The organism is Candidatus Burkholderia verschuerenii, from assembly GCF_001189365.1.
Lineage (GTDB): Bacteria > Pseudomonadota > Gammaproteobacteria > Burkholderiales > Burkholderiaceae > Caballeronia > Caballeronia verschuerenii.
On the sequence record NZ_LFJJ01000245.1, the window covers coordinates 1 to 7,131 of the forward strand.

8 protein-coding genes and 1 pseudogene are annotated in these 7,131 nt (G+C 65.9%); 5 read left to right on the forward strand and 4 right to left on the reverse strand.

What is annotated here, in order from left to right; all coding sequences use genetic code 11:
- Positions 1-117: 117 nt before the first annotated feature.
- The 4 genes from BVER_RS26400 to parA all read right to left on the reverse strand — a co-directional run bounded on the left by BVER_RS26400 (position 118) and on the right by parA (position 1,881).
- Entirely contained in the window at positions 118-339 is a 222-nt protein-coding gene (locus BVER_RS26400; protein ID WP_050455781.1) for a hypothetical protein, read from the reverse strand.
- A complete protein-coding gene (locus BVER_RS26405; RefSeq protein WP_050455789.1) occupies positions 336-911 on the reverse strand; it encodes a S26 family signal peptidase in 576 nt (191 codons plus the stop codon). Before BVER_RS26405 ends, BVER_RS26400 begins: the two co-directional genes overlap by 4 nt.
- Before the next feature lie 83 nt (positions 912-994).
- Entirely contained in the window at positions 995-1,246 is a 252-nt protein-coding gene (locus tag BVER_RS26410) for a hypothetical protein (protein WP_050455782.1), read from the reverse strand.
- Positions 1,243-1,881, reverse strand: a complete 639-nt coding sequence (gene parA, locus BVER_RS26415; RefSeq protein ID WP_050455783.1) for a ParA family partition ATPase — start codon at positions 1,879-1,881, stop codon at positions 1,243-1,245. The genes BVER_RS26410 and parA overlap by 4 nt, the downstream gene beginning before the upstream one ends.
- A 256-nt stretch (positions 1,882-2,137) precedes the next feature.
- Here parA and BVER_RS26420 point away from each other — a divergent pair, with 256 nt between their 5' ends.
- The 5 genes and pseudogenes from BVER_RS26420 to BVER_RS26440 all read left to right on the forward strand — a co-directional run bounded on the left by BVER_RS26420 (position 2,138) and on the right by BVER_RS26440 (position 6,832).
- Complete coding sequence (locus BVER_RS26420; protein WP_050455784.1) at positions 2,138-2,653, forward strand: TnsA endonuclease N-terminal domain-containing protein; 516 nt, start codon at positions 2,138-2,140, stop codon at positions 2,651-2,653.
- Positions 2,654-3,164: 511 nt separating this feature from the next.
- Positions 3,165-3,628: pseudogene (locus tag BVER_RS36705) on the forward strand (integrase catalytic domain-containing protein); the annotation flags it as partial.
- A gap of 312 nt (positions 3,629-3,940) precedes the next feature.
- Complete coding sequence (locus tag BVER_RS36710; RefSeq protein WP_502255038.1) at positions 3,941-4,426, forward strand: Mu transposase C-terminal domain-containing protein; 486 nt, start codon at positions 3,941-3,943, stop codon at positions 4,424-4,426.
- Positions 4,423-5,322 (forward strand): TniB family NTP-binding protein, encoded by a 900-nt coding sequence (locus tag BVER_RS26435; protein ID WP_232316815.1) that lies wholly within the window; start codon positions 4,423-4,425, stop codon positions 5,320-5,322. The genes BVER_RS36710 and BVER_RS26435 overlap by 4 nt, the downstream gene beginning before the upstream one ends.
- Positions 5,309-6,832 (forward strand): TniQ family protein, encoded by a 1,524-nt coding sequence (locus BVER_RS26440; RefSeq protein ID WP_050455788.1) that lies wholly within the window; start codon positions 5,309-5,311, stop codon positions 6,830-6,832. The genes BVER_RS26435 and BVER_RS26440 overlap by 14 nt, the downstream gene beginning before the upstream one ends.
- Positions 6,833-7,131 lie beyond the last annotated feature (299 nt).

The window sequence follows — 7,131 nt, forward strand, 5'->3', positions numbered from 1 at the left end:
TCTTGGCATGCCTCGCCTCACATAACCTCAACTTCCCGAACCGCCCGGTGCGGACCCGCACGCCGGGTGGTGTGGCAGGGTGGTGTGGCAGGGGACCGGCCAGCTTGCTGGCCGCCCCTATGCCGATGTCTTGCCTTCCGCTTCTGTCTTCCGGCTTGAATTGCGTTCTGCCTTGCCGAAGCGCGGAGCGGCGGCCATCCGGCCGGTGCATGCGCAGCGCGACGTTTGGACGCCGAAAACGTGCGACCGGTGCGCGCCGGTCTGTGCAACGGCATCGCCAACGGTCGTTCCGAAGACATATGTCGAGCGTAGGTCGGTGCGATGCATGGTCGCCTTCATCGACGCGTCTCCAGCCATATCGGATGCGCCATGCCGAGCACGTTGGAGACATGGACTGGGCCGAAGTAACGGCTGTCGAACGACGCGGGACTGGTCGTGCCAAGCAGGAAGAGTTCGCCAGGTCGGAGGCGCCGGCATTGCTGCCAGGACGGCAGCGGCCGGCCCATGCGGTCCGTCGCCAGGACGGCGGCCACGGGCACGCCATCGATACGCACGCGATGATCGTCGATGTACACAGCCTGCGGCGCGATGGCGGCAATCCGCTTGAGCAGCCGAACATGCGCAGGTAGGTACCCGCGCTGCGCCGCGAGCGCGGCGGTCTCGGTCGGCAGCGAGACCAGCACGATGTTGTTCACGGACGGCACAGGCGTCGCCGAGCCGGTCCGGTGATCGAGCGGATCGACGCGGTACCAGCCGACCGGCACGCTTTCGGAGGCGTTGTAAGTCAGTCGGGGTATGGGCCGCAGCGTGGCAGGCACAAACTCGGCCCATGCGAGCGCCGCCAGACCGCCGATGGACAGGAGCGCCAGCGCGAGGCGAGCGCGTCGGCGCGAGCGAACGCTCAACGCCATGTCCGATCCGTGCTCGCTCCGCTTGACTGCACGCAGACGCACCTCTGCGCGCGGCGCAGCACCATTCGATGTGCGTTGCGCCGTCATGACGTCTTCTCCGGGAACTCGCGCTCCAGCAGATCGCGCAGCAACTCGGCGACGGTCATGCCTTGCGTGAACGCCGACACCTTGATGCGCGCGCGCAGTGCTGGCGTGATGTCGAGCGTCAGGCGTGCGGTATAGAGATCGCCTTTCTGGATGCCATTCCCGTCGCCCTGGCGGATCCAGGCTTCGGCATGCGGATCGGTCAATGGACGCGCGCCGATCGCCCTGCGTTTGCTGTGCGCGAGGGTCATAGCGGCCACCGCAAAAGCTCGTCGGTCAGCGCCGTGATTTCGCACGCGGCAGCACACTCCGGCGCCGTCTCACGCGCGAGCCGGCCGGCCGCCACGCTGTCGGCGAACACGATGCGCTGGCGTACTTCGGCACGCAGCGCCGGTAGCGGCTGCTCGCCCAGCGACTGTCGGGCCTCTCGCCCGATGATCGTCGTGCCGACGCGCCGGTTGATCACGAACGCCGCGCGAAGCGATGGCCGAAACACCTGCGCTTCCCGGATCAGCGACACCATCTCGGTTGACGCCCACAGGTCATAGGGACTGGGTTGTACGGGGATCAGGACATGACCGGCCGCGAGCAGCGCGGAGCGCGCGAGAGCGGCAACGCGGGGCGGACCATCGATGATGACGTGATCGGCCCGCCGGGCCAGCTCCGGCGCTTCCTGATGCAAGGTTTCGCGGGCGAGCCCCACGGCGCTGAACAGACGCGGCAGGCCCTGCTGGGCACGACGCTGCGTCCAGTCGAGCGACGAACCCTGCGGGTCGGCGTCGAGCAGCACGATGTGCTGACCGCGCAGTGCAAGTTCGCCGGCGATATGCGTGGCAAGCGTCGTCTTGCCGACACCCCCTTTCTGGTTGAGCAGCGCAACGATCATGGCGCGGCCCTCCCGATCGATCCGGCGGGTGGGGACATGAAGCGATATTCGGGTGTCCGGAAGCTGTTTTCGTGTTGATGTGCAGTGCGTATGTCGTTTTTCCTTGAAGCCGAATCTGGTCGGCGAGGAATGCGGAGTCTTTCTGGACCCTTGGCCATTGGCTGATTTCCCTTGAATCATAGATTTTGTCCTTGAAACGTGGACTGACCCCAACATCTGGGTGTATTCTCGAGTGACACGCAGATGAGTGGGAGCGATGAGACGCATCCCGCTCTGTCGTCGTTCGCATGTCACAGGGTTTGGGAGTTTCGAGAGCGGCCTCGTCGAGCACGAGAGCGCGCTTGAGCGAGACTTCGCATTGCTGGTGGCGTTCGACGATCCCGGCGCGACGATCGTGTCGCAGCCGGTGACGATCCGGTTCGAGACCCCAACGGAGCCACGCCGATACAAGCCGGACTTTGGCGTGACCTGGAGCGATGGCCGGTATGAACTGGTCGAGGTCAAGTATCGGGCCGATCTACGTGAGAACTGGCCGGCGCTGCGGCCTGGCTTCGTGGCGGCGCGCGACGCGGTCTGCGGGATGAGCGGCAGGTTCCGGATCGCCACGGAGTCGGCGATCCGCATTCCCCGGCTTGAGAATGCCCGGCGGTTGCTGCCGCTGCGCAAGGCCCCACTGGATGCCGATCTGGCGAAGACCGTGAGGCGCATCGTCAGCGGAATGGGTGCCCCGACGCTGCGCGAGGCTGTGACCCCATCGCATGCGACCGCGTGACGGCGCTGGGCGCGATCTGGCGACTGATGGCGCGGGGTGATCTCGTCTTCGACCCGCACCGTGTTGTCGGGTTCGACACCCGGTTGAGGGTGTCATGACCCGACCGTCGCCCGCCCCCGATCTGTCCGGGATTGCCCTGGAGGAATGGGAGAAGGCGCGGCGGCGGCTCGATGTTCTGAAACCGCTGGCGGAGTCCGAGCGCCGGTCGCGCGGCATGGCGCAGGAAGCGGCGGATGCGTTGGGGATCAGCCTGACGCTCGTCTACCGGCTGCTGGCCCGATACGAGGCCGATCCCCGGTTGACCAGCCTGTTGCCGGAACGGCGCGGACGCCGTGAAGGCCAACTGGTTCTTGCTGATGAAGTCGAGGAAATCGTTGGCGTAGTCATCGACGAACTGTTCCTGACGCGCCAGAAACAGCGTGTGAGCGACGTTGTCGTGGAGGTGCGCAAGCGCTGCCGGACGCTCGGCTTTCCACCGCCAAGCCGAAAGGCGATCGACCTGCGGCTGCGCATGCGACCGGCAGCGGACGTGCATTGCAAGCGGCATGGCCGCAAGGCGGCACGTGATCGCTTCGCGCCAGCGACTGGCTCGCTCGACGCGCCGTGGCCGCTGTCGCTGGTGCAGATCGACCATACGCTGGTCGATGTGATCGTCGTCGACAGCCGCACGCGCGAGCCGATCCAGCGTCCCTGGCTGACGTTGGCCATCGACGTGCATTCCCGCTGCGTGGCGGGCTTCCACCTGTCGCTCGATCCGCCCTCGGCGACGAGCGTCGCCCTGTGCATCGCCCACGCCGCCTTGCCGAAGGACAAGTGGATGCGGGCGCGCGGCATCGAGGACGACTGGCCGGTCAGCGGCATCCCCGAGCGGTTGCACTCGACAATGCCAAAGAGTTCCGTTCCATCGCTCTCAGGCAGGGCTGCGACGAGCACAACATCGATATCGATTACCGGTCGGTGCGCACACCGCATTATGGCGCTCATATCGAACGGCTGATCGGCACGATGATGGGCAAGGTTCATCTGCTGCCGGGGACGACCTTCTCCGACGTGCGGATGAAAGGCGATCTCGATCCGTCGAAAAGCGCGGCGATGACGCTCGACGAGGTGGAGTGCTGGCTCGCCCACGCCATCACCGGCGTCTATCACCGCGAACTTCATCGCGGCATCGGCGCGACGCCGCTGGTTGCATGGCAACGTGGACTGGAGGGCAGCGACGAACAACCGGGCCGAGGCAGCCCGACGCCCGTGACCGACGCCCGCAAGTTCCTGATCGACTTCCTGCCGATGGAGCGGCGGCTGGTGCGCCGCCAGGGCGTGTTCCTGCACTCGATCAGCTACTGGTCGGACGTGCTGCGCACGCTGATCGGCGAACGGGAGAAGATGGTCGTGCGGTACGATCCGCGCGATCTCAGCCGGATTTACCTCTGGGCGCCGGACGGGCGCTATTACGACCTGAGCTACGCCGATCTTCGACGGCCCGCGATCAGCCTGTGGGAACACCGCCTGGCACTGAAGCGACTGCGCGAGGACGGCCGCGCCCAGGTGGACGAAGACGCGATCTTCGCGGCGATCGACCGGATGCGCGGTATCGTCGACCGGGCGATCGTCGAAACGAAAACCCTTCGGCGGCAGCGAGAGCGCCGGCTGCAAGCCGCCCGAGTGGCTCCTGTCGAGCCGGCTGTCGCAAAGCCCGACAAACCCCATCCCACGGCGTTCGAACCGCTGCCCGAGAACGAGCGGCTGTTCACCAACGTGGAGGAATGGCTGTGACGGAGAAGACCTATCCCCATCTGTTGCCTGCCGTGCAGGCATTGGCCGAAGCGCCGGACGAGGCGCGCATCCGGCGTATCCAGACGGATCGCTGGCTCGGTTACGCACGGGCGGAAGCCGCCCTGTCGGCGCTTGAGGATTTGCTGTCCTTCCCGAAGCGAACGCGAATGCCGAACCGGCTGCTGGTCGGCCCGAGCAACAACGGCAAGACGATGATCGTCGAGAAGTTCCGGCGCAGCCACTTGCCGGGATCGGAGGAGAGCGCGCGGGACGGAGCGATCCGGGTGCCGGTGCTCAAGGTGCAGATGCCGCCGGCACCGGACGAGCGCCGCTTCTTCTCGGCGATTCTCGAAGCGCTCGGTGCACCGGACCGGCTGAACGACAGGCTCTCGACCAAGCAGGACACGGCGGTGCGCATGATGCGCGCGACCGGGGTGCGGATGCTCGTGATCGACGAAGTCCACAACATGCTGTGCGGGTCACGCGACCAGCAACGCCGGTTCCTGAATCTGTTGCGCTGGCTCGGCAACGAGCTGCAAATCCCGCTGGTCGCGGTCGGCACGGCCGAAGGACTACGGGCGATCCAGAGCGACGACCAACTTGCCAACCGCTTCACGCCGTTCGGCCTGCCGCCATGGGAAGGCGGCGCGGAGTTCACGCGGTTGCTCAACACGCTCGAAGCCTCGATGCCGCTCCGGGAAGCATCAAACCTGTCGTCATCACCGATGGCGCAGCGGCTGCTCTCGACGTCGGAAGGCATCCTCGGCGAGGTGGTGACCATCGTGACGCGTGCGGCGGTCGCCGCCATCGAAACGGGGCAAGAGCGTATCGTACTGGACATGCTGGACAGTCTGGGGTTCATCGCGCCCTCGGAGCGTCGTCATGCCGTGGTCTGAAAAGGATCTGTTCGAGGTCGAGCTATTCGATCCGCCCGCCGAGGAAGCGGTAGTGACGCAGCGTCCGAAACTGCCCGGCGTCATCGCGCCGCTTCCGGACGAAGCGCTGGCATCGTGGCTGCTGCGCTATGCCGAGCCGTTCGGGATCGCGCCGGAGGACCTGCTGCTGCGCCATGCCGACAGGACGCTGGCCGGTCCCGGCGACTGGTGGCGTCGGCCGCCTCCCGCCCTGATCGAACATCTGGCGCGGGCAACCGGCACCGATGCCACGACACTTGCCGACCTGACGCTTTGGCCCGGCAATGAGGAGACGGACGATCCGCGTGACCGCTTCGCGGGATTGCGCTTCCGCGCGCAGGGCCGGACGAGCCACCGCAGGCAACGCATCGCCGTGTGCCCGCACTGTCTGGCCAACGATCCGACGCCTCATGTGCGTCGGGACTGGGCAGCCGGATGGGCGACGGTCTGTCCCGACCATGCCGCGGTGCTGAACGGCATCTGCCCGGAATGCGGATACAGGCTGAAACTGCCGGCCTTGTCCTCGCAGGACTATTTTGCTCCGGATCGCTGTGGGCGGTGCGGCTTCCGTCTCGCCGATATGGCATCGCGCGAGGCCCATCCCGCCGCTATTGCCCTGCATCGCCATCTTCGAGCCGCGCACGACGATGGCGCTTTCACCTTGCCGGGCGGGCAGCGGCTTGCATGGCCTGTCGTCATCACGCTGTTCGACGTGCTGCTGGGCGCGATCTGGATCGACACCAGGCCGGTCGTGCGCCGCCGCCTGTTCGAGCGGATCGAGCGTGACTTCGGTCGCGGCGCCCTCGGTCCGGAACCGACCGGTAGCTACGAAGGCTTGCTGATCCTTGCCTGGATACTCGAAGGCTGGCCCGACCGCGTGCGAACGACCATTGCCATCGTGCAGGGGCCACGTCCCCGTCGGCAGCTCGAACGCTGGCGGCATCTGGATGAAGCGATCCGGCAGGAACTGCTCGACCTGCTGCTGGCGATCTGGCCGGACCAGGCACACCCCGACGACCGGGCATGGTGGCGCGACTGGATCGAGACCCTGCCCGAGACGGGCGCTGAATTGCGTGCCCGTGCCGCTATTGACCGCTTCCCGCACCGTCGCGCTCGTCTGATGGCGCTGGCCGATGTGCGCGACGGAATGCCGGTCGAACTGGCGGCAGAAGCCGCCGGGATCATGGCGCGAACCCTCTACATCTGGCTGCGACGCGGTGCGAAAGGTGGTCTCGAGTCTGCGCTCGACCGACAACGTGGCGCGCTCAACCAGGCGCAGGCCGTCGAGATCGCGCAATGGATCGCAGACGCGCCGACCAACCAGCCACGCTGGCGCTCGGACCGGGTCAAGAACGAAATCTTCCGGCGCTTCGGGCTGGAGGTCAGCCCGGAGGTTGCGTCCCGCCTGCTGCGCAAGCACGGACCATGGGTCCGACGTCGCATCAGTGCCCCTCGTCGATGGAGTTGCGACGATGCGCGAGTCCACGAATAAAGGGAAATCCCGTTCAACGATTAAAGGGACGCCAGTCCACGATTTAAGGAGCCGTTCAATCATTTATCGGCTCCCGTCCACGCTTTTGGGGAAACCGACAGTTGATTTGCAGTGCGTATTTCGAGCGTTCCCGAGGTTGTCCACCGAACGCGTGCGGACCTACTATCTATGTTAGATAGTCGGCCCTTCAGAATTAGTCGAAGTCAAGGGTGGCAAGGGGCCGCCGGAAGATCGTGTTTCCCAGAACTCCCAGAAGCAATATTGATCTGAATGGTTTCCTGGGAGTTTGGAACTTCGCC